Annotated in this window: 27 protein-coding genes; 16 read left to right on the top strand and 11 right to left on the bottom strand. The window is 46.5% G+C overall.

Annotated features, from left to right (window positions below):
* Nucleotides 1-70: 70 nt before the first annotated feature.
* The 4 genes from MKY24_RS07870 to MKY24_RS07885 form a co-directional block, all read right to left on the bottom strand.
* A complete protein-coding gene (locus MKY24_RS07870; protein ID WP_023987815.1) occupies nt 71-622 on the bottom strand; it encodes a PepSY domain-containing protein in 552 nt (183 codons plus the stop codon).
* 119 nt (nt 623-741) lie between these two features.
* A complete protein-coding gene (locus MKY24_RS07875; RefSeq protein WP_316243474.1) occupies nt 742-1335 on the bottom strand; it encodes a PepSY domain-containing protein in 594 nt (197 codons plus the stop codon).
* A 22-nt stretch (nt 1336-1357) separates the two neighbouring features.
* Nucleotides 1358-2719, bottom strand: a complete 1362-nt coding sequence (locus tag MKY24_RS07880; protein ID WP_316243475.1) for a HAMP domain-containing sensor histidine kinase — start codon at nt 2717-2719, stop codon at nt 1358-1360.
* The gene (locus MKY24_RS07885) at nt 2716-3417 is read right to left on the bottom strand and encodes a response regulator transcription factor (RefSeq protein ID WP_023987818.1); all 702 of its coding nucleotides are present in this window, start codon (nt 3415-3417) and stop codon (nt 2716-2718) included. The genes MKY24_RS07880 and MKY24_RS07885 overlap by 4 nt, the downstream gene beginning before the upstream one ends.
* Before the next feature lie 326 nt (nt 3418-3743).
* Between MKY24_RS07885 and MKY24_RS07890 the strand changes: the two genes are divergently transcribed.
* The 7 genes from MKY24_RS07890 to MKY24_RS07920 all read left to right on the top strand — a co-directional run bounded on the left by MKY24_RS07890 (nt 3744) and on the right by MKY24_RS07920 (nt 11457).
* A complete protein-coding gene (locus tag MKY24_RS07890; protein ID WP_069080722.1) occupies nt 3744-4439 on the top strand; it encodes an AroM family protein in 696 nt (231 codons plus the stop codon).
* A gap of 26 nt (nt 4440-4465) precedes the next feature.
* Nucleotides 4466-5416: an aminopeptidase gene (locus MKY24_RS07895; protein ID WP_023987820.1), complete on the top strand. Its 951-nt coding sequence runs from the start codon at nt 4466-4468 to the stop codon at nt 5414-5416.
* Between the two features lie 15 nt (nt 5417-5431).
* Complete coding sequence (locus tag MKY24_RS07900) at nt 5432-6058, top strand: aspartate/glutamate racemase family protein (RefSeq protein ID WP_068940131.1); 627 nt, start codon at nt 5432-5434, stop codon at nt 6056-6058.
* A gap of 258 nt (nt 6059-6316) precedes the next feature.
* Nucleotides 6317-7852 carry a PucR family transcriptional regulator gene (locus tag MKY24_RS07905; RefSeq protein WP_053325048.1) on the top strand — a complete coding sequence of 512 codons (1536 nt, stop codon included), beginning with the start codon at nt 6317-6319 and terminating at the stop codon, nt 7850-7852.
* Nucleotides 7853-7886: 34 nt separating this feature from the next.
* The gene (locus MKY24_RS07910) at nt 7887-8573 is read left to right on the top strand and encodes a response regulator transcription factor (protein ID WP_025723943.1); all 687 of its coding nucleotides are present in this window, start codon (nt 7887-7889) and stop codon (nt 8571-8573) included.
* On the top strand, nt 8570-10153 hold the full coding sequence (locus tag MKY24_RS07915) for a HAMP domain-containing sensor histidine kinase (protein ID WP_339201729.1): 1584 nt from the start codon (nt 8570-8572) through the stop codon (nt 10151-10153). The genes MKY24_RS07910 and MKY24_RS07915 overlap by 4 nt, the downstream gene beginning before the upstream one ends.
* Before the next feature lie 122 nt (nt 10154-10275).
* On the top strand, nt 10276-11457 hold the full coding sequence (locus MKY24_RS07920) for a WD40 repeat domain-containing protein (RefSeq protein ID WP_339201731.1): 1182 nt from the start codon (nt 10276-10278) through the stop codon (nt 11455-11457).
* Here MKY24_RS07920 and MKY24_RS07925 read toward each other — a convergent pair.
* The 3 genes from MKY24_RS07925 to yhbH all read right to left on the bottom strand — a co-directional run bounded on the left by MKY24_RS07925 (nt 11444) and on the right by yhbH (nt 15296).
* Complete coding sequence (locus tag MKY24_RS07925; RefSeq protein WP_339201732.1) at nt 11444-12475, bottom strand: aromatic ring-hydroxylating dioxygenase subunit alpha; 1032 nt, start codon at nt 12473-12475, stop codon at nt 11444-11446. The genes MKY24_RS07920 and MKY24_RS07925 overlap by 14 nt on opposite strands.
* A gap of 215 nt (nt 12476-12690) precedes the next feature.
* Nucleotides 12691-14133, bottom strand: a complete 1443-nt coding sequence (locus tag MKY24_RS07930; protein WP_339201734.1) for a SpoVR family protein — start codon at nt 14131-14133, stop codon at nt 12691-12693.
* Complete coding sequence (yhbH, locus tag MKY24_RS07935; RefSeq protein ID WP_023987828.1) at nt 14130-15296, bottom strand: sporulation protein YhbH; 1167 nt, start codon at nt 15294-15296, stop codon at nt 14130-14132. The genes MKY24_RS07930 and yhbH overlap by 4 nt, the downstream gene beginning before the upstream one ends.
* A gap of 164 nt (nt 15297-15460) precedes the next feature.
* On the opposite strand from yhbH, the gene MKY24_RS07940 reads away from it, so the two are divergent.
* From MKY24_RS07940 to MKY24_RS07965, 6 genes are all read left to right on the top strand, one after another.
* The gene (locus MKY24_RS07940; RefSeq protein WP_023987829.1) at nt 15461-16180 is read left to right on the top strand and encodes a response regulator transcription factor; all 720 of its coding nucleotides are present in this window, start codon (nt 15461-15463) and stop codon (nt 16178-16180) included.
* 29 nt (nt 16181-16209) lie between these two features.
* On the top strand, nt 16210-17247 hold the full coding sequence (locus tag MKY24_RS07945; protein WP_256715613.1) for a HAMP domain-containing sensor histidine kinase: 1038 nt from the start codon (nt 16210-16212) through the stop codon (nt 17245-17247).
* 144 nt (nt 17248-17391) lie between these two features.
* Entirely contained in the window at nt 17392-18315 is a 924-nt protein-coding gene (locus MKY24_RS07950) for an ABC transporter ATP-binding protein (RefSeq protein WP_023987831.1), read from the top strand.
* Nucleotides 18312-19019 carry an ABC transporter permease gene (locus tag MKY24_RS07955; RefSeq protein WP_023987832.1) on the top strand — a complete coding sequence of 236 codons (708 nt, stop codon included), beginning with the start codon at nt 18312-18314 and terminating at the stop codon, nt 19017-19019. The genes MKY24_RS07950 and MKY24_RS07955 overlap by 4 nt, the downstream gene beginning before the upstream one ends.
* A gap of 32 nt (nt 19020-19051) precedes the next feature.
* On the top strand, nt 19052-19768 hold the full coding sequence (locus tag MKY24_RS07960) for an ABC transporter permease (protein ID WP_279831505.1): 717 nt from the start codon (nt 19052-19054) through the stop codon (nt 19766-19768).
* Between the two features lie 57 nt (nt 19769-19825).
* On the top strand, nt 19826-19981 hold the full coding sequence (locus tag MKY24_RS07965) for a hypothetical protein (RefSeq protein WP_155613660.1): 156 nt from the start codon (nt 19826-19828) through the stop codon (nt 19979-19981).
* 44 nt (nt 19982-20025) lie between these two features.
* On the opposite strand, the gene MKY24_RS07970 is transcribed toward MKY24_RS07965, so the two are convergent.
* Nucleotides 20026-20349: an AzlD domain-containing protein gene (locus MKY24_RS07970; protein ID WP_053325053.1), complete on the bottom strand. Its 324-nt coding sequence runs from the start codon at nt 20347-20349 to the stop codon at nt 20026-20028.
* Nucleotides 20346-21071, bottom strand: a complete 726-nt coding sequence (locus MKY24_RS07975; RefSeq protein WP_028542932.1) for an AzlC family ABC transporter permease — start codon at nt 21069-21071, stop codon at nt 20346-20348. The genes MKY24_RS07970 and MKY24_RS07975 overlap by 4 nt, the downstream gene beginning before the upstream one ends.
* A 154-nt stretch (nt 21072-21225) precedes the next feature.
* On the opposite strand from MKY24_RS07975, the gene MKY24_RS07980 reads away from it, so the two are divergent.
* The gene (locus MKY24_RS07980; protein WP_339201736.1) at nt 21226-21387 is read left to right on the top strand and encodes a hypothetical protein; all 162 of its coding nucleotides are present in this window, start codon (nt 21226-21228) and stop codon (nt 21385-21387) included.
* Nucleotides 21388-21472: 85 nt separating this feature from the next.
* Here the strand turns inward: MKY24_RS07980 and MKY24_RS07985 are convergent, their stop codons facing one another.
* Entirely contained in the window at nt 21473-22711 is a 1239-nt protein-coding gene (locus MKY24_RS07985; RefSeq protein WP_028542931.1) for an MFS transporter, read from the bottom strand.
* A gap of 413 nt (nt 22712-23124) precedes the next feature.
* Between MKY24_RS07985 and MKY24_RS07990 the strand changes: the two genes are divergently transcribed.
* Together MKY24_RS07990 and MKY24_RS07995 are read left to right on the top strand one after the other, a co-directional pair.
* Nucleotides 23125-23673, top strand: a complete 549-nt coding sequence (locus MKY24_RS07990; RefSeq protein WP_023987843.1) for a helix-turn-helix domain-containing protein — start codon at nt 23125-23127, stop codon at nt 23671-23673.
* Between the two features lie 100 nt (nt 23674-23773).
* The gene (locus MKY24_RS07995) at nt 23774-24289 is read left to right on the top strand and encodes an acyl-CoA thioesterase (protein WP_013309488.1); all 516 of its coding nucleotides are present in this window, start codon (nt 23774-23776) and stop codon (nt 24287-24289) included.
* Nucleotides 24290-24398: 109 nt separating this feature from the next.
* Here the strand turns inward: MKY24_RS07995 and MKY24_RS08000 are convergent, their stop codons facing one another.
* Nucleotides 24399-25865: an RICIN domain-containing protein gene (locus MKY24_RS08000; protein WP_339201738.1), complete on the bottom strand. Its 1467-nt coding sequence runs from the start codon at nt 25863-25865 to the stop codon at nt 24399-24401.
* Between the last annotated feature and the right edge of the window lie 171 nt (nt 25866-26036).

Below are 26036 nucleotides of genomic sequence, written 5' to 3' on the forward strand. Positions count from 1 at the left end.
GAGCAGCAAAAGTTCGCTGCTCCGTTTTAATTAGCTCTGTATTTAGTTACCCTGATTATGACCTGGGTGATTAATATTCGTTGTCATCATCATCTTCGTCTGTATCCACGATTGCGCCAGATGATGCATGGATTTCAAGCTCAACGGTTCCTTCGTTGGTGAGTACCTTTACCTCGTAGATGAACTGTCCATCTTCCTTATCCAATTTAGAAGACAAAAGGGTACTCCCGGGTACGTGCTTAAGCGCAATTTGTCCAGCCTGTTTTTCAGTCAGGGTGATGTGATTTGGCTTGTTAAGGGAGGACTCGTCATTCGAGTCATGATCAAGCTCAGAATGGGAACGGATGGTTTTCCCAGTATAAGCATCAACATCTATATCCCAATCTTTATCCCCTTGCTGGAGATCCACCTCATAGTAGACTTTTCCGTTCTTGCGCTCCAGTTCGACATCTTCAACTTGTGCATTATTCCCCACAGCCTTCTTGGCAATGTTGGCAGCGGCGGTCGCTCCAATAAGGCCCGTAGGTTTAGCGGCCCATACGGCATTCGCTGAGACACCCGTAACTGTAACTCCAAGCAGAACCGTGGCTGCCATAATTCCTAATGTATAGTTTTTTTTCATTACATAATTCCTCCTTGTGCTATAAGCATGAATACAGCTTATCTCTTGAACATGAGAGGAACATAATAGAATCATGAGAAAACCATGAGAAAACATGAGCTGAGATGATCATCAAGTCGTCATGATTCGTTGTGCTCCTGTTTTTCTTTTTCCCACGTTATAGAGTCGATAGAGCCCGATACTGCATTGACCTGTACTACTGCTTCACGCCCATCTTTTACCTCAACCTCAACCAGATAGTAGAGGCCTTTGTCGTTGCGATGAAGCTCAATATCATCGGATGTTCCGTTAACTGCTTTGGCAGCAAGCTTGGCTGCTTCTTTCTCTGTAATAACGAGAGAAACCGGGTCAGGTTTATTAGCTGGATTCGATGTGTCTCTGGTTGGTGAGGTACCGGGTTTGTGATCTTGGGGCTCCTGCTTCGCATCTGTATAAGCCTGTGTCCGCTTAATGGAGTCGATGACACCGTCATAGGCATTGGCTTTTATATCGTACTTCCCTTTGGCGCGTTCCAGCCTGATCAGATAAAAATCACCCAAGCGTTGGGATTCGAGCACCTCGCCGGGATACTGATGCAAAACGGATTGGATGACGGCCTTTTCTTCCAATGGAGAAGCTGCTAACGACCGTGCCCAAGGCCACTGTAAAAGACAAATTGTAATCAACACAGCCGCCAGCGTACCTCCAATCACCCACACATAGATGGCTTTCATCGTTATTCCCTCCTTTGGCTTATTATTTTGGAACGGTAGGGAGGATGATCGTTGCAGTTGTTCCGCTCCCCTCTACACTTTCTAGCCCAATTTGAGCATGTATAGCTTGTGCAATTCCTGTAGCCAATGATAAGCCTAGCCCAGCCCCACCTTCCTCGCGGCTTCTGGCTTCATCCACACGATAGAAGCGGTCGAATACTTTAGATAACTTTTCTTCCGGGATTCCAATTCCTTGATCTGTGATTCTTATGCAGGGTTGAGCTGTACCGCCCACCGTATCAATCATCAGGTGTATCGGCTCGTCACTGTATTTGCGTGCATTATCCAAAAAGATAAATAGGAGCTGCTTCAGCTTATTTTCATCGGTATAGCCAATGCAGTCTGTCTGTACATCCAGTTGAATTTGTCGGGCGAACGCATTTTCAAATGTAGCTTTTAATTCTGTCGCTATTCTGGTCAGGTGTACAGGCTCCAGCACGACATTCCATTGTTCTTCGTTTCTGGCCAACAGAAGAAGCTGCTCTGCCATGTCCTTCATTCGGATCGCCTCGGAATGAATCGCTTCAACGGATTCGGCGAAAATGTTGGGATGCTGCAACCCCCGCCGTTTGAGCAGGCTGGCATAACTTTCAATAATGGTGAGCGGTGTCTTCAATTCATGGGACGCATTAGATACAAATTGTTCTTGCCTGACGAAATTCCGCTCCAGCAGTTCAATCATGTCATTAAATGTTTCTCCCATTTCGACCAGTTCGTCGCGTGATGATGAATTGAGCGGAAGGCGTTTAAATTTCCCGCTGCGCTGAATTTCTTTCATCGTGCTAATCATAGATGTAATTGGACGTGTGATCAGTCTGCCGAGCAGCCTTCCCGACACCACAACAGGAATGAGCGCAATTCCAGTGACAGCCACAAGTACAATTCTGAGTACCTGTAGCGTCTGCATCGTCGGTTGCAGACTTTCGGTCACCTGGAGATTGACAACCTCGCCATTGGTCCAAATCATGGGGAGCGATACAAGAATGTAACGATTGCTTTCATAGGTAATCATGCGAACCTGCCGTGTTTCATCAAAAACGCCCTTCATCAAGCTAAGAGATTGCTCGGAAGAAGAGGTGATAGGGGGAAGAAAGTCACCTTCTGGTTTCATCAGCCGAAGCATGCCATCCAGCGGTACATAGGCTCGGAGAAGATCCTCAGCGGCTACGGATACCGGAGCACGTTGAATCCCACGAACTATGTTCTCTGCTGCGGCCTCTACCTGGTCTTTTCGACTGTCTATCGAAAGTTGGCTGAATAGGAAGTAGACTGAGAAATGAATGGCCACAAGTAAAACCCCGAATAATAACGAGGTATACGTATGGATTTTGTTTTGTAGCTTCATAAGGATTCCTTCAGAACGTAACCAATTCCGCGTACAGTATGGATCAGCTCAGGGAGCTGGCGCGTAGGGTCGATTTTATTGCGCACGTAGCGAATATACACATCGACCACATTGGTATCGCCCATATAATCTATGCCCCATACATTCTCCAGTAATTGTTCACGGCTAAGTACCTGCCGCTGGTGTCTGAGTAAATGAACGAGCAAGTCAAACTCTCGCGGTGTAAGCTCAATGTTGTGCTCTCCTCGAAGAACTTCACGAGTACCTTCATGGAGACGTAAATCCCCGGCACTAAGCCATTTATCTACCCCTTGTGGAGCCATGTCTTTCGTTGCACCCACTCTGAGTGCGGCCCGTACACGTGCAAGCAGCTCTTCGATCACAAACGGTTTGGTAACATAATCATTGGCTCCCAAATCGAGTCCCTCGACCTTATCTGCAATGGAACTTTTAGCCGTCAGCAAAATGACAGGAACGTTCGCATCATGCTTACGAATCCTACGAAGTAGCTCGATGCCATTGAGACCGGGAATCATAATATCCAGCAACACTAGATCCCAATTGCCTTTGCAATACGTCTCCAGCCCATCAATTCCGTTTTTTTCTTTACATACTTGATAGCCTTCAAATTGAAGTTCGATCTCTAGAAGCCGAGCAATCTTTTCTTCGTCTTCTACGATCAAAATAGATTGTTTCATGATCATGCCCTCCTGTAGGCGAATAGCCGATACGGAAGTATTTTAGCATATACGGACAGGTAAGACACTCCAAAGCGCAGGGCAGTGAGGGAAGAGATGTTTATACTGCGTTATATTTCTTGACACTATAAAGGGATAAAATGTAATAATAGCGCTATGATTTTGTTTTTTTATCCTTAATGCACAACAAACAAGCCTTTGTTTTGGTCAGGACGAACATTGTTTATGTTAGGAAAGTTGCAGTAACATAAGTTAAAACTATTCACCAGAACCGAAATAAAGGCAGACCGCGGGCTTGCCCTTTGTCGCCAGGAGCGTAAAATAAAATGAAGCGAAAGCAGGGATTCAAAATGCATAAGCTTGGGATGATTACGATTGGGCAAGCCCCCCGGTCAGATGTGACCCCTATCGTAGAAAGGGCATTGGAAGGACGGGCAGAGCTGGTACAGGCTGGTGCGCTAGATGGGCTCTCATTGGACTATATACAACAGCATCTATCACCGTCACCGGGAGAATATGTATTAACCTCGCGCTTGACGACCGGGGAGTCGGTGGTCATTTCACGCGAAAAAATCCAGCCACTGCTCCAAGACAAAATCACACGTTTGGAGGAGCAAGGCATACGTACTATTTTGCTACTCTGTACCGGTGTGTTTCCTGGATTGCATACCCGAAGCGCTTTTCTAATTGAGCCAGATCATGTGCTTCCTCCTGTACTAAAGGCCATGTCCAGCGGAAGAAGGTTGGGTCTCATTGGACCGCTCGAAGAACAGAAGAACAACCTCAAGCTTAAATTCAGCCCTTATGGATTGAATCCAGAGTTTGCGGCAGCCTCGCCTTACAGTGGCAGTGAGGAAGAATTTCGCCGAGCAGCAGGACAGTTCAAGAATCAAGCCGATCTGATCGTACTGGATTGCATGGGCTATACGGAAACGCATAGAGAGCTAGCGGCGCATTACTCAGGGGTTCCCGTTGTATTGTCCAATGCCTTGATTGGCAAACTGGTATCGGAAATGGTGTAAGGAGCTAAAAATTGGAGGTAAGAACTATGAGTCAACAACGTATTGAAATCAGTAAAAATGTATTGCAAAAATGTTTGGGACTTACCGCTGGAGAGACGCTTCTGGTCGTAACCGACGATGATAAAAAAGAATTGGGCGAGTCTATATATGAAGCTGGCAAGGCACTGGGGGCAGAAGCAGCTATTTTGACGATGAAGGTTCGTTCCAAATCGGGCGAGGAGCCTCCGGCCCCTGTTGCCGAAGCCATGCTTCGCTCCAACGTTGTTGTATGTGTCACCCGGTATTCGCTGACACATACAAGTGCCCGTAAGCAAGCCGCAGCTGCTGGAGCACGCCTGGCGACCATGCCCGGCATGACAGACGATATGTTCATGAATGGAGCAATTGCTGCTGATTATCCGAAGGTCAAGGCGCTGACCGAAGAGGTGACCGCATTGCTGACTGCTGCCAAGCAGGTACGGATTGAAAAGGATGGATATAGTCTGAACTTTACCATAGAAGGGCGCAACGGCGTTCCCAGCACAGGTATGTATTTGAATCCTGGCGAATCGGGGAACCTGCCTTCAGGTGAAGCGTATATTGCTCCGCTGGAAGGAATGGCACAGGGTCAGATTGTGGTGGACGGTTCTGTAGCGGGAATCGGTGCCTTAAAAGAGCCGCTGCTGCTGACGGTGCAAAATGGAAGATTAATCGCGGCAGAAGGGGAAGCCGGACAGTCCCTGTTGGATATGCTCGGCGAAGGCGATGGTAGAATGCTGGCCGAATTTGGTATTGGAACGAATGATAAAGCCCGCATTACAGGTGTTGTGTTAGAGGACGAGAAAGTATATGGCACGATTCATGTCGCTTTTGGCAGCAATAATACCTTTGGGGGAACTGTCGCTGCGGGTGTACATATTGACGGAGTCGTACAAAAACCGGATGTATATCTGGATGATCGTCTGATTATGAAGGCTGGTCAGTTGCTAGAGCGATAAAGGGAGGAAGTTATCATGCTTGGAATGATCAGAGTGCTTACCATGCAGGACAAAGCAGCTATCGACCTTCACGGCCGGGTTATTGAGCAGCACTACGGGCTGCCTGTCACCAGTGTATGTATCCCCGATCAGCCGAAAGGAATCTACGATGATATCACAGACCGGGAAGCGGTGCCTAAAATTGTGCTCGCGGCGCAACAACTCGTTGAACAAGGCTGTACGTCTATCGGTATTAGCTGCGCGGCTGATCCGGCGCTAGAGGAAACTCGTCAGGCTGTATCTGTACCTGTATACGGGGCGGGGTCCTGTGCGGCACTCTTGGCTCTGACATCGGCCAGCCGTGTAGGCGTGTTGACCATTTTGGAGGAGGCTCCGCCGCTGATTCGCCGCATTTTGGGCGATTCCTATATCGGTACAGAGCGTCCCATAGGTGTGCAGACGACACTGGACTTGAACACTCCACAAGGTAAAGAGGCAGCTATGGCAGCAGCGTTACGGCTTCAGGAGAAGGGGGCTGAGGTAATTGTACTTGCCTGTACAGGTTTTGTAACAATGAACTTTGCGCCAGAGCTGGAGCGTACACTAGGGATTCGGGCTATTGACCCGATTGTGGCGTTGGGTGCAGCTGTTTCGGTACGCTAGCAGCCACTTCGTGTGGGGTACAAGCAGGATAGTTCTTAAACTTCATTATAAATAGTTGAATATTAAAATAAACCGCCTTTTCCAGAAAAGGGCGGTTTATTTATGTTCCATTGAGCTCCTAAAGATAGGAATGGGCTGGTGTGGATAGATTTGACCAAGCGGTAAAAGGTTTTGTTTTGTACACTTTTTTGGTACACTATCCTGAAAATTAGATGAACTAAGGATTTTGCAAAATAAATAGCAGGGTGGTCTGTCTTTATGAAAATACCGGGTGTAACAGTTCAAGAGCTCATGGCAATACCCGTGTTGAAGGAGGCGAAGGTATTAAGCGGAGAACAAGGGCTAAGCCGGGTTGTCCGGTTTATTGACATTATGGAAGTCCCTGACCTGAAAGGCTGGGTCCGGGAAGGTGTATTGTTAATGACAACGGCTTATTCGATCCGTCATGAGCCTGAGGTATTGTGTCAAATTATTCAATTACTGCATCAGGGCGGGGCGGCGGCGCTTGTGATCAAGCCTACCCGCTTTCTCACGGAAATTCCCCATAGTGCGCTTGAAGAAAGCAATGCCTGTGGCCTTCCTGTGATTGAGATTCCAGCCGATATTCCCTATACGGATATTACGCAGCGTGTCATGGATATGGTGTTGAACCGACAGGCAGAGCTGCTGCGACGTTCGGAAGAAATCTATCGAACGTTAACGACGATGGTGCTGGAGAACAGTGGCATACAGGCTGTAAGCGATAATATAGCAGAGCTTTTTAAAGCTCCGGTTGCTTTGGTTGATAATGGTGGTCAAGCCATTGTCACTTCACCACAAGATTGGGATTGGGCGAAGGTACAAGATGCTCGTCATTTTCCAATTAGTGTGGATAAACGTACAGTCGCCAAGTTGGTCATTGCCCGCAATGAACTGGATGATATGGAGCAGGTTGGTATTGAGCAGGCACGGCTGGTGATGGCGTTAGAATTAATGCGTGAAAAGGCAGTAGAAGATACGGAAAGCCGACTACGGGGGAATTTTATAGATGAGCTCATGACACCTCCGTTGCCGGTGCGGCATGAGGTTGAGCGGAGAGGTCGTCAATTGGGATTCAACCCGGAATATAACTGGGAGGTGGCTGTACTGGAAAGTGCTACGGCTCCGCCAGAAGAGATTCTTTCTGGGTTATTGAGTATCGAATCGACCCGACGGCGTGTGGTGTCTCATATTGAGTTCCGTTCAAATCGTGCGATATTATTTCTGCCGACTCTTCAGCCGAATGATCATCAGAACGCACCTGGCTCTGATCAGGAAACGTCCTGGAGTGATACGCTGAAAAACTGGTCAACTGAAAAAGCCTGGGGTACCGCCGATTATTATTTAGGCATCGGAAGTGCCAAAAAGTTATGGGAGCTGCTGCAAAGCTACAATGAAGCACGTCGTGCCATTACTGTAGCCCAGCGGCTGTATCCTGATAAACGTGTATGCAAATACAGCGATATAGAGATGCACTATATGCTTGGAGAAGCGATGGACAAAGAGGAATTTTCAAATTTGTTTGAACGCAAGCTGGGGAGACTTCAGCAATATGATCGCTCACATGGCAGTGACTTACTCAAAACGTTATTTTATTATTTGGAAAACAGGGGCAGTCTGGTAGATACAGCCAATTATCTTTTTATACATCGTAACTCAGTAAAATACAGATTGGAACGGATACGCGACATGACAGATTTTGATCTTAACGATCCACGTGAGCAGTTTATATGTCATACATGTCTGATTCATTATTATTTGCGGGAACATAGGTAGCTGGAGCGTTTTTTTAATGCAGGGAGGGCAGGACATGGATAAAAAAATACTGATAGCGGACGATGAGGCGAGCATTCGGAATGCGCTGGCTTATGCGTTAAAGCGAGAGGGTTTTTTGGTGGAAACTGCTGTTGATGGGGAGGACGCCTTGGAAAAAGTGCGTTTGTTCCACCCGGATGTTCTCATACTGGATGTGATGATGCCCAAACTGGGTGGATATGAGGTGTGCCGCCGTTTGGAAAGTCGGAAGGGCATCGGTATTTTACTGCTGACGGCCAAAAACGATATCGTTGATAAGGTACTCGGGCTGGAGCTGGGTGCGGACGATTTTATGAGCAAACCGTTTGACCTAAGGGAGCTGCTCGCTCGTATTAAAGCATTGGTACGGAGACTGGAGCGAGAAGGAGCGCCTGCCCCGGAAGGAACAGAAATGGTACTCGGCCCATTACGGGTACGTCCGTCCAGCCGAACGGCTGAACTTGGAGCCATAGCGCTGGATCTGACCCCCAAGGAGTTTGATGTGCTGGCGCTGTTGGTGTCTCATGCCGGGAGGGTGTATACACGGGACGAGCTGCTAGAGCAGGTATGGAGCTTCGATTATGTGGGCGGAACGCGGACGGTGGATATTCATATCCAGCGCTTGCGCAAGAAGCTTGAGCCGCATCAGGCGATATTGCAGACCGTGTATGGTATCGGCTATAAGGCAGAGAAAATGACGTGAACGAACATCATTCACTCCATCAGCAAGGAAGCTTGCGGTCCACCGACCAACAGAAACGCAAACGCAAACCTACAGGCTTAAGCCTGCGTTGGAAATTTCCCCTGGTACTGGCGGCTTTGCTGCTGTTTACTGTCGGTGTGCTGAGCTGGCTCGTGCTTACTGGCATTCGCGCTAACCAGACAGACCAAATGGAACGCAGCTTAAAGCGCCAGGCCGAAATTGTAGAAATGCGTGTAAAACAGTCTTACCTGTTGGGAGTGCGCCAATCACCGGAAGGCTTCATGAAGAAGCAGGCGCCCCAACTCGCAGTGGAACTGGGCGTATCCAGCAATATGCGCGTTATTTTATATGATGGTCAGGGGCATGAGGTTGGCAATTCTCTACCGCTGGCTTTTAGAACAAATGTCAGCCAGGCCCTTTCCTATGCGCTCCAAGGCAAAATTGCGTATATTACGGAAGGTAGCGCAGTCACCTATTTGGCTCCGCTTCAAGGTCCGGACGGCTTACTGGGAGTGGTACAGCTTCATAGCTCAACAGAAGCGCAGCAGCAGTTCTACCAGGCCATTGCCCAGTTGTTTCTATGGACAGGGGGTGCGGTGCTGGTATTGAGCTTTATTTTGGGCTTAGGCTATGTCAGCCGCCAGACGAGAGATATCGGACGACTGACTCGCGCTTCCGAGCAGATATCGACAGGGCACTATCCAGAAGCCAGACTGCTGCGGCGGCAGGACGAGCTGGGAAGGCTGGATGAAGGAATGCTCCAGATGAGTCATGTGATTCGGGAGAGCATTACCGCGCTGGAAAACGAAAAGCTTCGGCTGGAAGAAGCGGTTCAGCGTTTGAGAGAGCTGGAGCAGCAGCAAAAATCTTTTATTGGAAATATCAGCCATGAACTGAAGACTCCATTAACCTCTATTCAGGCCTATGCTGATTTACTGGACATGTATGGGGATGATCCTGAACTGGTGCGTGAAGCGAGAGAAAGTATCAGTAAGGAAACAAAACGGTTATACGAGCTTGTCGAGGACTCGCTGCGGCTATCTGTGCTGGATAAATATGATTTTGAATTGCATACGGAGGCTGTGAAACTGCATTCGTTGCTGGAAGATGCAGGGAGCCATATTCGAGGAAAAGCGGCAGCGCGTAGGCTGAATTTTTCGATAGATACCGTTCCTGCCCAGGTGTGGGGAGACCCTAAGCATCTGATGCATATTGTACTGAATTTGCTGGATAATGCAGTGAAGTACAATCGGGACGGTGGATGGATTACGTTATCGAATCGAGTAGAACAGGACACCGTGATTGTGTGTATACGCAATTCCGGCCCATGGATTCCTAGGGAGCAATGGGACATGATTTTTGAGCCGTTTGCTACCTTAAGTCGTGATCGATCTCGTCAGGACAGCGGTACGGGACTCGGTCTTCCTCTGGCGCGCAGACTGGCGGAGCGCATGGGGGGAGAGTTGCAGCTTACAGCTTCAGATCATAGTGGGTTGGAAAATGACAACGGGCATACAAATGTAAGTGGGAATGAATTTTCGCTTAGACTCCCTCTCTTGGTTCACGATGGCTCCCTGTAAATGGCCAACTGTTAGCACAGGGCTAAAATGGTGTCTTGTTTACAACTTGGAAACAATCCGATGTATTCATGAGATGTTCGGGCATTAAACTGGGGGTATCGTTAACAAGGAGGCCGTTATACATGATAAAGAAAAACATAGGCAGCTATGGGCAAAAGAACGGCTCCTCTCATCGCGAAGATTCCCGTACAAGAGTTTTCAGACAGAAAGCCACGGGGGTGCTCATGACCGGATTAATCGCCGGGGCATTGTTCAGCGGTTGCGGCATGAAGAGCGCAGGAGAGACAAATCCAGCATCCGGTATGAAACCGGGCCAACAGCTTACTGTGATTGACACGGATGCAGCCCAGCAGCAAGTAACGGACGAGCTGGTGGTATCGTCTATCGACAGGCTGGGGGATGTCTACGCGAGGTCTTGGCTGAGCGACGAAGAGCTGATTGTGGAGCGTAAAACCCAGCTGTGGATTCATAATGTAGAGACAGACAAGGAGCGGATTTTAACACCAGGTCGTAAGGCTCCACAGTTACTTGCTGTGGTATCACCGGATCAGCGCCATGTCTTTTTTACTGAAGGTAGCACCAGCAGCAAATATGATATTCAAGGCTACATTTTGGAACTAGGCAGTGGTAAGGTTACATCGATCGGCAAGCTGGATATGACTAACGAAGTGAGCTGGAGCGATGAGAATGATCTCATTACAGGCACACCGGATGGTAAAATCCAGCTCATTGGTCTGGACGGAAAAGCTAAAGAATTGAGTTTTCAAGATCCGAATCGCTCTGAATTGATGTCTCATGTCGAAAAAGTGGGTAACGCCATATTTTATACAGGCAGTGATAAACAAGGGTATCCGGTGCTGAATCGGTTCACCCTCAATCATCCTCAGTCTGTGACCATTGCAGAGGGTGCCATGTCCTTTGCCGTGTCGCCTGATGGTAAGTCAATTGCCATTGAAAAGCGGAAATGGAATACATCCGAACCAGCCCGTATGATCATTTTGGATGAACAGGGCAAAGAGAAAGGAATCGTCGGTCAAGGCACTTTAATGAGTCGTGGAAGCTGGTCCAGCGACGGGTCCAAGCTTGCTTATTCCATTTATGATGAGGATCAGCAAGGCATGAGAGGGCTGTATGTGTTTGACCAGTCTACGGGTAAAACCACTCCGGTTACGACCGATATCCAATCCTATGACAGCCCAACGGTATGGAGCCCATCCGCCCGGTTTTTATCCATGTACCAGAACATCTCGGAAGGTGGAAAACAGCTCAATCAAAGCTACATCGTCGAATTTAAGAGGAAGTAGTTTCTGGACCCAGTCGTACACGAGGCTCATCGTTGACAAGGAAATCATACCAGCGGTTGCGAAACCGAACCTGAGGTCCATCAGCGGGGACGTGTGCCTCCATTCGCAGCGCTTCTGGGATTGGACGCGGATGCTGGCTTTCCACCACGGCCCGATCCTCTTCCAGCACCTTGCCACTGTATCTGGAAAAAATGTGGCTCATACCCGGTACAAATCTGGCAAAATTACGTCCAGCCATTCCGTAGATGGCAGTTAACTCTTGCTCAATCGGAGTGAAGGTGACGAAATTAATAAACTTGCTGCGTCCTTCCTTGGCGGGAGTCAAAATCCATTGCTGTGGAAAGGTATATTGTAATAGACCTTTCCCGTTTTTCACTCGAATATGATTGTCATCCGCTTCAAACTCGATATGAATGTCGGTGGAGGATTTTTTACCGATCGTTTTGTTATGGACAATTGGCAAATGAGCGACATCCAGCACGCTCTCCACAACTCTCGTCAGATGTGCCTTCCACACGGAATCGTAGGGAGACAAAATGAGAGAGGGGTCCTCAAGCTCGGGAAAAATCTCCAGAGGAGGGGGGGATGTGGATGTTCCCAACCCTGAGTTTATCTCAGACTTTGAGCCAACGGCCTGAGCATATACCCACAGCAGACCGGCTTTTTCAATCGCGGGATAGGCATAGGTATGAGCAAATTCAGGAATAGCCCGTCCCGGATGTGCCGGAATATCCACACACTGCCCACTCTCATCGAAAGACCATGCATGATATGGACATGTGATGTGCCCGTTTTGACAATAGCCGAGCGACAAATCAGCTCCTCGGTGCGGGCAATAAGCATGGATGGCATGTACCTGACGATGATCATCACGGTACAGGACAATATCTTTGCCAAGCAGTCGCTTTTTAAGCGGTTTATTCTTTAGTTCCTTGGACCAGCCAACGGCATACCAGGCGATCGGGAATACCTGCTGATCACTTTCACGAACTTCACGAAAGCTGGGATGGGTGTTCATCTATATCAACGCTCCTCGTTCTGCTTCTCAACTATGACCCGTGGGTCATTTATCATATTAGTATAATACACCCCTGATCCAAAACGAAACAGGTGTCCTGAAATTGGCAAGAAACAAAGGTCGCTTAAGGTTGTATGAAATAGTAAAAAAAAGGCGCATATCCTTTTTAGGAATGCCCCTTTTTTAAATTAGGCTGGCTATTTGATTTTGTATGACTATACAAACTTACGATGATGTTTCTTACCGTCATATGAGAATAAGGCGAGCTTACCCTCAATCAATGTTTCCAAATGAACGGTGCGCCCCCACAGCTGATATACATACGGAAGTGTGCGCTCCATATATTTTAAATCCAGCTCAATGCCTTCGTACTGGTGCTTGAGCTTCAACTCGCCCGTATGCAGGTAATCTCCATCCTCGACGACGATATAAGGGGAGCCTCCATTCACACGTGAAAACACGAGCTGATCCCGTATGTTTTCCCAGGATTTATCGGTAATTTTCCAATCGGGTCCCCGTTTCTCAAACACGTACAGATCCAAATCCTCTGTCAGTTTCTTGGTCATGTAATTGCGTATAAAAGAGGTGTCTGAGTCGAACTCTCGTACCTCGAACATTTTAGCGCGTCCTTGGCCCGGTTTGCGTCCTTGTCGCTCTTGCTCCTCACGGGTTGGGTTATCCCATCGTTTTTCAATATCCTCAAATATTTTCAGTCCCAAATAGTACGGGTTCAGGCTTTGCTTGGAAGGCTGTACGACAGAAGCGTTCAGCATCGCAAATTCAACGGTTTCCTCCCCGGTCAAATCTAGTTCCCTTACAATCCGCTGGTGCCAATAGGAGGCCCAGCCTTCATTCATGATTTTGGTCTCCATTTGAGGCCAGAAATACAGCATTTCGTCCCGTAGCATCGTCATAATATCCCGCTGCCAGTCCTCCAGTACCTCCGAGAATTCCTGAATAAACCAGACGATATCTTTTTCAGGTTCCGGTGGGAACTTGCGTACCTTGATGCCCTCGGTCTCGGCGGGATCATGCTGCTTCACTGTGTCCAGTGACCATAGATCATCGTAAGGCCCAGGGGGACGCTGGCGTTTTCCGGGTTCTTTCTGCTCCCGAATTTTGAGCTCCATATAGCGCTGTTTATCCAGATGCCTTGGTTTGATAATCTGTGGATCCACATGCTCTTGTATCGCCAGTACAGAGTCAATGAAGGATTCTACAGCCTTTGACCCGTATTCCATTTCATAGCTGTTGATTCGATCTGCTGTGGCCGACATACTCTCTACCATATTGCGATTAGAAGCTGAGAAGCGAGCGTTGTGTTTGAAAAAATCACAGTGTGCCAGTACATGGGCGACAATCAGTTTATTTTGCACCAAAGAATTTCCTTCCAGCAGGAAGGCATAGCAGGGATTGGAGTTAATGACCAGCTCATAGATTTTGCTCAATCCAAAATCGTACTGCATTTTCATCTTGTGAAATGTTTTTCCAAAACTCCAGTGGCTGAAGCGCGTGGGCATACCATAGGCTCCGAACGTGTATACAATATCCGCCGGACAAATCTCATACCGCATCGGGTAGTAATCGAGCCCGAATCCATCGGCAATCTCCATAATTTCTGATATCGCATATTCTAGCTCCTTCTGGTCGGTACTCATCCCACCGATCCCCCTTCCCGTTTGCGAAAAAAGGTACGTAAGGCTTGGTATACCTCACCTTTTTCCTTGATGACATAGTACATAAACTGATCCTTTTTAATATTCTTGTAGGCTGACATCAGCGTGCTGCTGCGATTATATTGATTCACTTCTCCATAGCCGAACATATTGCTCCGCTTTATAAGTTCCTCGATTAGCTTCACACACCGCTCATTGTCCGAGGTCAGGTTATCGCCATCCGAGAAATGGAAGGGATAAATATTGTAGCTGGAAGGAGGATATCGTTTGTCGATAATCTCCAGTGCTTTTAAATAAGCGGAAGAGCAGATCGTGCCGCCACTTTCTCCGCGGGTAAAAAATTCTTCTTCCGTAACCTCTTTAGCCTCGGTATGATGCGCGAGAAAGACAATTTCCACCTTTTCATACTGACGGCGCAAAAAGCGGGTCATCCAGAAAAAGAAGCTGCGAGCGCAATATTTTTCAAAAGAGCCCATCGAGCCTGATGTGTCCATCATGGCTATAATCACCGCGTTGGATTGGGGAATGGTCTTCTCTTCCCATGTTTTGTAGCGAAGATCGTCCGGACTAATATGATGAATGCCCGGTTTCCCCTCACGGGCGTTGCGGCGCAGATTTTCGAGAATGGTTCGTTTCTTGTCAATGTTCGCTTGCATGCCTTTTTTACGTATATCATTAAATACGATAGATTCAACCTCAATTTGATCCTTGTCTTTTTGCTGTAAATTCGGCAATTCCATTTCCTCAAACAGCATATCTTCCAGTTCTTCTATGCTGACTTCCGTTTCCATAATATCGTGTCCCGGCTGGTCGCCGGCTTTCTCACCTTTACCTGGCTTCTGGGAAGCAGGATCACGTCCAATGACATCCCCCACCTGACTGTCGCCATCTCCTTGGCCTACATGCTTTTGCTTTTGATAGTTATAAATGAAGCGATATTCATCCAGACTGCGAATCGGCACTTTAATAATCTGTTGACCGTCCGACATAATAATATTTTCTTCCGTTATCAGATCGGGTAGATTTTGCTTAATGACATCTTTGACCTTCTGCTGATGACGTTGCTGGTCCTGGTACCCTTTGCGATGCAGCGACCAATCTTCGCGGGATACGACGAATGAATATGGCTGGCGTGGTTCCGGCATTATTAGGCACCCCCCAAGTGGATACACGGCACAGTTTGGCCTTGTTGGTTATTAAGTATATTCACGGGGATGAACGATATGTGATGGAACTCGATTTAAATTCTGCCCGTTTGCTTTTATAATGAAAGTAAAAAATGTAAAAAAAGAATGGAGAACCTTGGGTTATGGAAGAAATTGCAGTACTTATAGTAGACGATGAGCAGGGGTTGCGGGATATGCTGACAACGGTGTTAAAAAAAGAAGGATTCCTTCAAGTCAAGCATGCTGCAACGGGTCGGGAAGCGCTGCAAGTCGTGATGGAATCTCATGTGGATGTGATTGTACTTGATGTTATGCTGCCTGATAACGATGGGTTTGAGGTGTGTCGTCAAATGCGTCTATATACGGATGCCCCTATTCTTTTTTTGACGGCAAGAGATACAGACCTAGACAAATTAATGGGGTTTGGTATCGGAGGGGACGATTATATTACCAAACCGTTTAACCCGCTGGAAGTCGTTGCGCGTATGAAAGCTCGAATGAAATATCGGAAAGTTTCGACAGTGGCCATGAAACCGACCTTACGCACTTTAGATTTTGGATATTTTCGTCTGGAACTGGAATCCGGTGTATTGTATGTGGAGGACAAGCAGGTCGATTGTCCGGCACGTGAATGGCTACTGCTGGTATTTCTGTGCAAGCATCCTAACCGTATTTTCAGTGTACGGCAGCTTTATGAGGCGATATGGAGCGAGGCCTTCTTGGGTGATGAGAAGACCGTAGTGATTCATATCTCCCGTTTGCGGAAAAAAATAGAACCTGATCCCAAGCACCCGCAATTTTTAATCAATGTAAGAGGACTTGGTTATAAAATGATGTCAGTCAAGATGGAGGAGCAAGAATGAACTCTCTAGTTAAGATGTCCTTTCGTTTTATGAAAGTAACGTTATGCTTTGTACTGGCCTATTTTCTATGTTTTGTTATTTGCACGATCTTATATATTTTTATAAAAAGTATATTTGGAGCATCTCAAAATATAAATATTGATCTATTCTGGACAGGACTTGGTATCGTGCAGAGTGTTGTGTTCATAGCTGCCTACGGATGGTATATAGGCAAACCTTTGGTGTATGTAATTAAATGGATTGGAAATATTGCGACAGGGGAATTCCAAGCGCCGCTAAGTGAACTGGAACTGCCAGAGGGCAAAAAAAATCAGAAAAATAGTTATAAACCTCCGTATCAATTGTATAAAGAAGTTTTTGAACAAATGAACATCTTATCGGCCCAATTGCGCAGCAATGAGGAAGAGAGAGTGGCAATAGAGAAACGAAAACAGCAGTGGGTAGCAGGTGTAAGCCATGATCTGAAAACACCATTATCTTATATTGAAGGATATGCGGTCATGCTGACTGCTCAAGAGTATGACTGGTCTGATGAAGAAAGAAGAAGCTTTAGTATGGGTATCAGTGAGAAAGTGACGGAAATGAAGCAGTTGATTCAGGATTTGAATGCTTCTATGCAGCTTAAGGAAGGTCCATTGCCAATCCAATTGGAGAAGAAGGACATTGTGGAGTTTCTCCGTAGTACAGTCATAGATATCGCTAACCATCCTTCAGCCGAGCAATACGAATTTTCTTTTACGTCAATGGACGCGGCATGTATTATGCCCTTCGATAGTAAATTATTAGGCAGAGCGCTCCAGAATTTTTTGATTAATGCTATCATTCATAATCCTCCAGGTACACACGTTTCCATGGAAGTAAGCAAAGCGAACGATAAGCTTCATATTTCTATCGAAGACGACGGAATAGGAATGAATTCCAATGAGTACATGCAGGTATCTCATTCCCAAGGGCATGGAATACCTATTGCCAAAAGCTTTATTGAGGCGCATAACGGAACGCTTCATATCCTTTCAGGCAGTAAAGCGGGTACTAGGATGGAGATTTCACTGCCGCTAAACATCTAACTTTTTAACATCTAATCTCACATTTTGCAGTTTGCTCGGTTTTTTTGCCTGTTGTTTAGGGACTGTTTACCTGATGTTTACTTTACTTCAGTAAACTGTATGTAACTTAAGCTTCAGCATTAGAAGTCGAGAGGAGATCAGGAAATGTCTGAATATGTAATACATACACAGCAGCTAACTAGGCGTTTTGGAAAACGGGAATTTGTAAAACGAATAAATCTCCAGGTACCCGGACAGCAGATTTATGGATTTTTAGGACCTAATGGAGCGGGTAAAACAACCACGATTCGTATGCTACTTGGGCTGATTAAATCCACATCCGGGGAAATTGAGATTTTCGGGAAAAAGCTGAAGGATCAGCGTATGGAAATATTGAAGGATATTGGTTCCTTGGTTGAATCACCTGCCTATTATGCCCATTTATCCGCATATCGAAATTTAGAAATCGTTACAACCATGCGTGGACTGCCGACCCGAAGAATTCATGAAGTGCTGGATTTAGTGAGATTAACCAAGGATGCGTATCGTCCGGTAAAGGGATATTCCTTGGGGATGCGACAAAGACTGGGGATTGCTATGGCGCTTATTGCCAACCCCAAATTATTGATACTTGATGAACCGACGAATGGTTTGGACCCGTCTGGTATTCAGGAAATTCGGGAGTTAATTATGAGCCTCCCTGGCGCTTACGGAATGACGGTACTGGTTTCGAGCCATTTATTAAGCGAAATTGAGCAGATTGCAACCTATGTAGGAATTATTAATCAGGGTGAAATGATCTTCCAGGGAACGATGAAGGAACTCACCGCCAAAAGCAAGCCTCAATTATTCATTGAAACCCCAGATCCTGTTCTGGCTGCCGGTGCACTGATTCAGCATGGGTGGACGGCCGGGGCTGAATCGATTGAACAAAATGAGGTCGTGACTCCTATTGTAGATCGGCAACAATCTTCGGAGATGATCAAGGTGCTTGTGGAACACAATCATCCCATTTATCGGGTCACAGAGAAGAAAAAAACATTGGAGGAGATATTCCTGGAACTGACAGGTAAGGAGCGAAGCTTATGATACTCCGGGTTATAAAGGCAGAGGGGCTTAAGCTGAAGAAAATATGCTGGTGGATTCCTCTTATACAGGGGTGTGTACTTACAGGCATGACTGCTGTGGAATGGTATCTTTACTTTCGGCAAGGACCGGGAGGTGTCTACGCTGGTTTTGCCGTTATGTTTATGTTCCTTTCGTTTGTGATGCTGCTTGGCGGTACACTTTTGGCGAGTATTATGGCCGGTACAGAGCATGATACTCAAACATGGAAGCAGCTTATGGCCATGCCTGTTCCCAGAAGTTATATCTATTTATCCAAAATCGTATGGATTGTGATTCTGCAGTTGGGTACCGCCTTGATCACTGTAGCAGGTATGAGCCTCATCTGGGTGTTATATACAAACGAACCCATTCCTTGGCGGATCATGTTGTTACAGCCGATTAATGCAAGCTTGGCTACCCTACCAGTACTTGCAATTCAACTTTGGCTGTCTACGCTTTTCACTAATCAGGCATTCCCATTAGCGTTTGGTATATTCGGTTCAATTGCAAGCTTGTTTTTGGCACGCACAAGTATTCTGTGGATTAAAATATTGCCTTGGTCGTACCCTGCATTATCAAGTCCTCTGATGAAGGAACACATGATTTGGGTGATCGTTGCTTTAAGTGCAGGAGTCATCTTTACGGGACTTGGTACACTACAGTTTACCAAGCATGAATTCAAATAGAGAGGAAAAGATACATGGGCTCTATTTTACGCGTGGAGACAATAAAGCTTCAATGGATCATGGTTTGGATTCTCATTATATTGGATGCGATCATAAATTCTTTAATGGGAGTCCTGGAACTGAATGATTTGAAGCAGTTTTTTTCACCCAGTTGGTTAACTTTATATACTTATTCAGCGCAATTTCACTCTATGTTTTTTTATCCGCTCTATTGTGGAATTATTGCTTCTCTTTTGTGTGCGTACGAGCACCGGGATGGAGGATGGAAGATTTTATTGAGCAGCCCGTATCCTCGTCAGCAAATTTATTATGCAAAATATATATTGCTCATTCTCATACTGGGTCTGGATCAGCTTATATTTATAGTAGGCTATTTTGTAAGTGGAAATATAGCAGGTGCTCCAGGAGAGATCCCTTGGTCTGTCGTTCTTTCTACCAGTTTGGGAGGGTGGCTCGGGATTTTTCCCCTGGCAGCACTACAGCTTATGCTCTCGATAAAAATTCGGAATTTTGGAGCTTCTCTGGGAATGTCCATTTGTTGTGTGGTTCCTAATATTGTTATAACAGGCTTTCACTCTTCCATAGGTGCGTGGTTTCCTTTTACGATTCCTTATTATATTATGATGCCGCAAACAGCGACTTATGCACCCAGAGTTGAGCCTTACAGTCTCGGACTGATTGTCATTTTTACGTTTTTAGCCTATCTGTATGGTGGAAGAAAGATGTTTGTGAATAGGGACTGGTTGTAGTTAGGATAGCATGAGGATGTAATCCCAACCATTATTTTAATGGAGGAGGGCAAAATTGTGGAAGCAGGTAGCCATGAACACTTAATGGATATAGACGGAGTGTATGCAGAAATGTTTAGGCTGCAAGCCTCCTCGTATCTTTCACAACGAGAACGTGGTTTTGAGGAAGGAGATCTGTCGCCCTCGTTAGTAAGGACGACAGGTGGAGCCTAAGAAAGGACAGATGCCCTCCTATTGTAGGAGGGTAATTTTTTTCTTCACCACAAAAGTCGAATTACAGCCATACTCACAATACCGACAACGACGGTAGCCAGCAGGTTTTTGCTCCACAAGGCGGTCACTAGCGTAGGAAAGACAGCCATAAGCACTTGTCCATTAAGAGTGACTGAGGTTTCGGTTCGAACGAGCAGATTTTCCATCACGAGGGCCGTGAATATGCAGATGGGAATATAGGAAAGCCATTGTAGCACTGGCTTGGGTAGCGCCAGCCTTTGCAGCACGACAAAGGGAATGATCCTTGGAATCGCCGTGACAAGCATGGCACCGATTATGATATACAGGACATTGGGATTAATGTTCATTTGTCAGTTAACACTCCAATCGTTGCGGTGATCATGGTCGCTACAATGACGGCGATATGTGATGGTACCCACCAGGACAATAGGTACATCAGAACAGCCATACACAGCACAAGCAGCAGACGATGCTTGAGTTTGGAGGTCTGGACACTTTGGAGCTGGGAAATGAGCAGGGCAAGAAACATCGCTGGCAAGGCAAAGTCCAGACCAAAAGCCTCCGGCCGGGAAATCCAGTTCCCGAGAACCCCTCCCGCTACACAGGATGCAATCCAGGCGAGATAAGCTGTAATATTAAGCCCGTTCATCCAGCGGTCACTGACCTGCCCGCCTTTAGCCAATTTATCCGACGCTACTCCAAAGGATTCGTCCGTCAAAAGAACACCGATGCCTATGTTTTTCCACAATGAATATTTAGAAAAGTAAGGAGCCAGCGACGCACTTAACAGCAGATGACGAGCATTCACAATGAAAGTCGTTAAAATAATGACGGATGGAGGACTGGCTGCAGCCAGCATCGAGCACATGATAAACTGGGAGGCTCCTGCGTATACAAGCGCCGACATGAAGGCAATTTCCATGGTGCTAACCCCTGATGAAGCGCCCACAATGCCTGCCGCGAACCCAATACATACATAACCGAGCAATGTAGGAATACAATCTTTAACCCCTTGTAAAAAGCTGAGTGAATCGTGCTTCGTTCCGCTCAACTCCGAAGCTATGGACATTTTAACCTTACCCCCAGTGTATAAATTTTATAATAGTATATAACGTAAGTTGTAAAGTATCAATATATTATACGTTTGTATGTTATGTTGAATAGTTCCTACAGGAGAATTGCTCTTAAAAAGCTGTTTTACTGTTGACAACCCAATGAAGGCTATGTATTTACCAAAAAGGTTCGGTCGTGTTCCGGTTCCAGACGATTTGGCAGCAGCCAGTCATCCAAAAGCGGTGTTCAAATGTACTCCCGATGAGCTCTTCGAAATGGCAAACGGGCAAGAACTGATGATGAATCAAAACAGCTCGGATGTGTTCATATAAGGGCTGTTTTGACTGAATGGGGAACTCGTAAAAAAAGGGCGTCCCAGTCAGTTCATGACTTATGGGGCAACCCTAAGGTGGTGATTTATATAAGCTCCTGCCGCTTTTTCAGATATCCGTAGAGAATAATTCCCGAGATCGCGCAGATGGCTGCGCATAGACCGATAACTCCATATCCCGCCTGAAGTCCGCGCAGTATGCCAAGCTCAGTGGTTGCGCCGTAGACTATCTTGACCCCTTCGATTACCCAGCCGATCACATAGTTGCCAATGACACTACCTATGCCCATCAGCGTGACGACGAACGTAATAGCTGTATCACTGTCCTTCGGATATCTCCTTGCTATGAACGCCATCACGGTCGGATAGATCATTGCAATACCTGCACCTGATACGGCAAAGAGAAACGCCAGTCTCTCTCCACCCGCGATTGCTGCGAACGTACATATCGCTGAGAAGGCGGAGAATAGAATCGTCGAAAGCACGAACCCCATCCGGTCTGTGAGTGGACCAAGCAATAGGCGCCCCAACGAGAAGGTAAGAAAGAACGCTGAGAGCATGCTGGACGCCTCCACCGTGCTCCATGAATACGCTTTCTCTAAAAAGTTGACCAGCCAGCCCCCAACTGCGAGCTCAGAGACTACTCCAAACGACAGGATCATTACCATCATCCAGAGTGCTGGATCGCGGGTTAGCGTCTTGAGTGAGGTTCGATCCTCATGCTGCAAATCGTCTCCCGGGAAGGTGCTGAGCAGTGCGGCCACAATCGGCAGCAAGCAGAGCGACAACATAGCCAGATACATCCCCCGCCAGTCCAGCATATGTCCAAATACCGTCAGTGACATGACTCCCGTCGCCAGCAAAGGGGCGACTGTTGAGCTGAGCCCATAGAAAAAGTGGGACAAATTCATCATCGTGCCGGTATTTTTCACAAAAATCCTCGCCCCCAAAATTGCGAGCGCAATCTCCAGCATGCCGTTCCCGATATACATCAAGAAGTAGGACGAGGCGAAGAACGGATACGTGTGCGACAGATAGATGAACACTCCCGAGATGATCATGGAAGCAAAGGAAATGATGCTGACCGCCTTGATTCCCCACTTACGGACAAGGACAGCGGTGAACGAGCAGGCAATCAAATAACCAAGTGCGTTTAGAGACAACAATGTTCCGAGCTGCTGTTCATCCAGATTGAAGTCGAATTGGATGCGTGGAATGGCAGGGCCTTTAATATTTTCCGAGATGCCAAATACAATAAAGCCAATAAAAATTGTCGCCAGCTGCATCGTATACATGTGGCGGGACTTGCGGGTTTGCAGATTCAAATTTAGTCCCTCCTAGATAGCCAAACTTGATTTTCTCACCTGTTGGGTGTTCAGGGACGGAAAAGTCATAGGATAGCAGCCCTCCTTCAGGATATTACAATAGTTTTGAAAAAAGTTTTAATAAGTGAAAAGTTTAAGGACATTTATATTCAATGTCAAATGTTTTTATTGCATGTTGAAGTAAGCGAGGAACCTGACCATATTACAATTACAGTAAATTGTAGCATGTCTACTTCCCGTTTAAGCTTTGTATTACCTTGATCGGCTACACTTAATTTACTGTGGATAATAAGTCATGCATCCAAAATTGCAAAAGATAAATGATATTTTACGATACAGTCTATATATAGCGAACACACAGTCTTTTGTGTATTCTTCTTATATAGACTTTTGGATACAAGGAGGCATCGTCCGTGGATTCAATGCAGCATATTATTGGCTCTAATTTGGCTCAAATCAGGAAGACTAGAGGATTAAGTTTGGATAAGGTGGCTGAACTGACAGGGGTCAGCAAAGGGATGCTGGCTCAGATTGAGAAGGGGAAATCCAATCCTACGGTAACAACCCTTTGGAAAATTGCGAACGGTTTGCATGTATCCTTCTCCACCTTTCTCAAAGAAGATCCGCCGCAAATCACGAAGATTCGGAGGGAAGACCTGCATCCGGTTATTGATGAGGACGGTAACTATTTTGTTTACCCTGTATTCCCGTATCACGCTGAAAAGAAGTTTGAGGTGTTCACGGTAAGTCTGAAGCCAGGCTTTACACACCAGGCAGAGAAGCATTTGGGGGAGGAAACGATTCTCATGATCCGTGGGGAAATGTACTTTGAAATGCAGGGGCAACAGCTCAAGCTGAGTGCAGGGGATGCCGTGCAATTTCAAGTATCTGACATACATACCTACCGAAATGATTCGGATGAGGATGCCGATTTTTATGTATTGATTTATTATGCGGATTAGTGGGATGATTAGCATAGTCTAAAACAGGCTTCCACATCATGATTTTGCAAAATCCTGAGATATAAAAAGAGAGCAACGAGGAAAAGAGAGGAAAGAATCCATGGAAAGCAAGTACATCCGAGAAACCTACTGCTTCAAGACGTCCCGAGTATTTCCCAACGATATCAACAATCATAACACGCTCTTCGGCGGCCGATTAATGTCGTATATCGACGATATCGCATCTATTGCAGCTGCTAAGCTGTGTCGTACGAACACAGTTACAGCCTCTACGGATTCGGTGGATTTTTTGCTACCTATCCATCCGAGTGATTCTGTCACGCTAGAAGCGTTCGTAACCTGGACAGGCCGTAGCTCGATGGAGGTGTTCGTAAAGGTAATTCGTGAAGGACTGATGACTGGCGACCGGAAAATCGCAGCCACCGCCTTCCTGACCTTTGTGGCATTGGACGAGAACAACCGTAAAGTGACCGTCCCGCAGGTGATTCCAGAAACAGAAGAGCAGTTACAATTGCACCAGACGGCTCCATCACGCGCAGCCATACGGCGTCAGCGGAGAGAAGAAAGTAAGCAGCTGGCTAGTTTTTTGACAACAGATTATCCGTGGGAACTGTAACGTACTAGAGATTATCAATTTCATCGTTTTACGTAAAAAGGAGCCGTCTTTTCCGTTAGCAGTCACCATGATCTGCTCGGAATACGGCTCCTTTTGAAAATAACTTGAGCTATTCTACCTTAACTACACGGAAATGCTGATTCGTTCCACCATTATCGCCCCATTGAATGGCTTTGGCTCCATCGGCGGTGGCGCCTTCAGAAATATCGATCAGCTTGCCGGTTGCCCGATTTTTCAGCTTGTAATAACCACCGGTTACGGATACTAATTGCCAATGCTGACTGGACCAGCCTCCGTCACTCCACTGCTCAATAACTGTACCGTCTGTTGTGGTACCGCTTTCAACACCAATTAGCTTTCCGCTGTTGCGGTTCACAATTTTATAATATCCGCTGCCTGCATCCTTGAGCTGCCATTGCTGGTTTGCTGCTCCGGAATTTGCACGCTGCTCCAGGTCTGCGCCGTCCGTCGTTGCATTGCCAATAATGCTTAGTGGCTTATTGCTCTTGCGATTCACTAGCTGATAATAGGCACCCGGATCAATGGCAATTGACGTTGTTATCCCCTCGACCGCACCACTGGCGGTGTCAATATTAATGCTGTCGAACCAATCCATGGCTAATGAAGTCGCTGTTGGAAAACGCAGTGGCAGCCATACATATTGAGAATCCTGCACAGGACCGCTCCACGCACCCGCCCAACGGTCGCCCAAATACAGGTATGAAGTTGTCTGGGCACCTTCAACAGGAATCACGTAAGCCGACTGTGAACCATATGTCGTACCGTCTCCGAAGTTTATCGTATTACTCCAGGTTCCTTCAATGCTGGATGAGGTAGCATACTTGGCTTGATTGGGATTCCAGCCGGTTGCCCCGGATGTAATCAGGAAGTAGACGTCTCCTTTTTTGAACATCGCCGGAGCTTCACGATATTGTCCTGGCCAAAGTGTAGTCACCAGCGATTCAACTTGCAGAAAATCCGGTGTCAGACGATAGATGTTCAGATCCGCGTTTACCCGGGTAGCCGAAATGAGGTAAGCTGTACCGTTATCGTTGTATACGGTCATATCGCGCGAATCGTGATCCAGAGGACGGAAGCTGCCCTGATACGTGTAATCGCCGTCCACGGTATCGGAAGAAGCGATAGCCACTCGGGCCTCGTTGTAATTAACCCCATTCTCCTTATGCATCCATAATACGTATTTACGTGTTTTTTCATTGTAAATCACTTTCGGACGTTCAATATTCGAAACATTCAGCTCTACAGCGGAGCTGCTGGTCAGTACGTTTTTACGAAACTCCCAGTTTTTTAAATCAGAGGAACGGTAGGCGGATACCGCCTTGAATGTGCCGTTGGGATTACGATTTTCACCAAACCAATAATAGTAACCATCTACTTTAATCATACCACCCCCATGGGCATGGACCACGTTTCCATCTGTATCTTTAAACTGAATGCCATTCACAACATTCGCTGAAGCGGCTGAAGCGATCTTAGGAGAAAACATCTGAAAAATGCTCAACGTCAGCAAAATAGAGAGCATAATACACAGCAAGCGGGCAAAATCATATTTCATTGTTTCGTCCTCCTCTGTATGCGTTATTTTAAAGCGCTTTCATTAATAGGCTCTATGAAGTAGTTTTAATAGAGATGCTTATCCCAATTGTATCCATATTGAATTGAAAGTGCTAGAGTAGTATATTGACCATGTACACGGCACACGCCATCCATATCTAACAGACTTCAA

This window comes from Paenibacillus sp. FSL P2-0322 (assembly GCF_037975315.1).
GTDB lineage: Bacteria > Bacillota > Bacilli > Paenibacillales > Paenibacillaceae > Paenibacillus > Paenibacillus polymyxa_B.

Coding starts and splice junctions, on each gene's coding strand:
- MKY24_RS07900 (WP_068940131.1), top strand. CDS start 5,432: ATGCTTGGAATGATCAGAGTGCTTACCATGCAGGACAAAGCAGCTATC.
- MKY24_RS07920 (WP_339201731.1), top strand. CDS start 10,276: ATGATAAAGAAAAACATAGGCAGCTATGGGCAAAAGAACGGCTCCTCT.
- MKY24_RS07940 (WP_023987829.1), top strand. CDS start 15,461: ATGGAAGAAATTGCAGTACTTATAGTAGACGATGAGCAGGGGTTGCGG.
- yhbH (WP_023987828.1), bottom strand. CDS start 15,296: ATGCCGGAACCACGCCAGCCATATTCATTCGTCGTATCCCGCGAAGAT.
- MKY24_RS07910 (WP_025723943.1), top strand. CDS start 7,887: ATGGATAAAAAAATACTGATAGCGGACGATGAGGCGAGCATTCGGAAT.
- MKY24_RS08000 (WP_339201738.1), bottom strand. CDS start 25,865: ATGAAATATGATTTTGCCCGCTTGCTGTGTATTATGCTCTCTATTTTG.
- MKY24_RS07950 (WP_023987831.1), top strand. CDS start 17,392: ATGTCTGAATATGTAATACATACACAGCAGCTAACTAGGCGTTTTGGA.
- MKY24_RS07905 (WP_053325048.1), top strand. CDS start 6,317: ATGAAAATACCGGGTGTAACAGTTCAAGAGCTCATGGCAATACCCGTG.
- MKY24_RS07930 (WP_339201734.1), bottom strand. CDS start 14,133: ATGAGTACCGACCAGAAGGAGCTAGAATATGCGATATCAGAAATTATG.
- MKY24_RS07890 (WP_069080722.1), top strand. CDS start 3,744: ATGAAGCGAAAGCAGGGATTCAAAATGCATAAGCTTGGGATGATTACG.
- MKY24_RS07980 (WP_339201736.1), top strand. CDS start 21,226: ATGTATTTACCAAAAAGGTTCGGTCGTGTTCCGGTTCCAGACGATTTG.
- MKY24_RS07955 (WP_023987832.1), top strand. CDS start 18,312: ATGATACTCCGGGTTATAAAGGCAGAGGGGCTTAAGCTGAAGAAAATA.
- MKY24_RS07925 (WP_339201732.1), bottom strand. CDS start 12,475: ATGAACACCCATCCCAGCTTTCGTGAAGTTCGTGAAAGTGATCAGCAG.
- MKY24_RS07885 (WP_023987818.1), bottom strand. CDS start 3,417: ATGAAACAATCTATTTTGATCGTAGAAGACGAAGAAAAGATTGCTCGG.
- MKY24_RS07875 (WP_316243474.1), bottom strand. CDS start 1,335: ATGAAAGCCATCTATGTGTGGGTGATTGGAGGTACGCTGGCGGCTGTG.
- MKY24_RS07870 (WP_023987815.1), bottom strand. CDS start 622: ATGAAAAAAAACTATACATTAGGAATTATGGCAGCCACGGTTCTGCTT.
- MKY24_RS07975 (WP_028542932.1), bottom strand. CDS start 21,071: ATGTCCATAGCTTCGGAGTTGAGCGGAACGAAGCACGATTCACTCAGC.
- MKY24_RS07880 (WP_316243475.1), bottom strand. CDS start 2,719: ATGAAGCTACAAAACAAAATCCATACGTATACCTCGTTATTATTCGGG.
- MKY24_RS07945 (WP_256715613.1), top strand. CDS start 16,210: ATGAAAGTAACGTTATGCTTTGTACTGGCCTATTTTCTATGTTTTGTT.
- MKY24_RS07970 (WP_053325053.1), bottom strand. CDS start 20,349: ATGAACATTAATCCCAATGTCCTGTATATCATAATCGGTGCCATGCTT.
- MKY24_RS07995 (WP_013309488.1), top strand. CDS start 23,774: ATGGAAAGCAAGTACATCCGAGAAACCTACTGCTTCAAGACGTCCCGA.
- MKY24_RS07895 (WP_023987820.1), top strand. CDS start 4,466: ATGAGTCAACAACGTATTGAAATCAGTAAAAATGTATTGCAAAAATGT.